At 66.0% G+C, this 256-nt stretch carries 1 protein-coding gene; it reads right to left on the bottom strand.

The features are described 5' to 3' along the window. Nucleotides 1-256 (bottom strand): hypothetical protein (locus tag RVY79_RS20520; RefSeq protein WP_317466434.1); only part of this gene is annotated, 256 nt, incomplete at both ends.

The raw sequence follows: 256 nt of genomic DNA, 5'->3' as shown, positions 1-256 counted from the left end.
GCCGGCAGCCACTTCTCGACGTCGTCCTCTTCCGCCTCACGGGGGATCTGCCCGCGAAAGGCAAACCGGGCACGGTCAACCATCGCTGCGCGCAGACGGAAGCTTCGGTCGTTAGGAAGGCCGTCGAGGAAACGGTTCGCTGCGTCGCCAGGCATTCCGCCGCCATATTGGGCATGCCAGCTGACCGCATCCGTGACGGCGAGCATCGTCGTGGCCGATAGGCCGCCGCGGTCCATGATCGCAGTGACAGCCTCGA

This window comes from Chromohalobacter sp. HP20-39 (assembly GCF_033052815.1).
Classification (GTDB): Bacteria; Pseudomonadota; Gammaproteobacteria; order Pseudomonadales; family Halomonadaceae; genus Chromohalobacter.
This window is presented reverse-complemented; position numbering and strand designations above follow the sequence as displayed.